The organism is Streptomyces aureoversilis (assembly GCF_042657885.1).
GTDB classification, from domain to species: Bacteria; Actinomycetota; Actinomycetes; order Streptomycetales; family Streptomycetaceae; genus Streptomyces; species Streptomyces aureoversilis.
On record NZ_JBHSKJ010000079.1, the window covers coordinates 1 to 779 of the forward strand.

Below are 779 nucleotides of genomic sequence, written 5' to 3' on the forward strand. Positions count from 1 at the left end.
GCGGTGATGTTGGCGACCGGGTCGTAGATGTCCCAGGACGTGCCCTCGACGTGGTACGCCTTGAACGTCGGGTCGATCATCTGCAGCAGACCCTTCGACGGCACACCATTGGCAGCGTTGATGTCCCAGTCGTTGATCGCACGCGGGTTACCCGTCGACTCACGCAGCACATTCCGCTTGATGCCGTCATACGAAGCCGGAATACCCTTCGCCCGCAGAATGTCCAGGGACTCACTGATCCAGCCCTCGAGATTCTCGGCATACACCTTCTTCGCCGGAGCAGCCGGCTTGGCCGGGGCAGCGGGCTTGGCCGGGGCGGCAGGCTTGGTGGCGGGCTTGGCCGGGGCGGCGGGCTCGGCAGCGATGGCCTTGCGCTCGGTGGAACGGTTGGCAGCCTGCTTCCCGGCCCGCTCCTGGTCCACCTTCACCTTCGCAGCAGCCTCCGCACCGGCCTTCGCGGCAGCGGCAACGTGCTGGTCCAGCTCGGCCTGCTGCGTCTCACCGAACGCCTCGGCACTCCACGCCACCGGCTTCACCGCAGCAGCATCCGCAGCGGCATCAGCAGCGAAAGCATGCGGGGCAACGGCCACCGCGACGACAGCGGCACCCGTCGCGGCAATACCGGCAACGGAGAACTTGTGAACCTTCGGCAGACGGGCATAAGCGGAGACGGTGGAGCGCATAACTGAGCTGAACCTTCCAATCGCGGATGTCGCCCGGCCCTGAAGCGGCGCAGAAATCAAGCGCCGTTTCTCGGTCGACGGCGCCCAGCGACCCCG

At 66.6% G+C, this 779-nt stretch carries 1 protein-coding gene; it reads right to left on the reverse strand.

Going from position 1 to position 779, the window contains the following annotated elements:
* The coding region (locus ACFPP6_RS36495) for a lytic transglycosylase (protein ID WP_382051149.1) at positions 1 to 683 on the reverse strand (683 nt) is incomplete at its 3' end.
* Between the last annotated feature and the right edge of the window lie 96 nt (positions 684 to 779).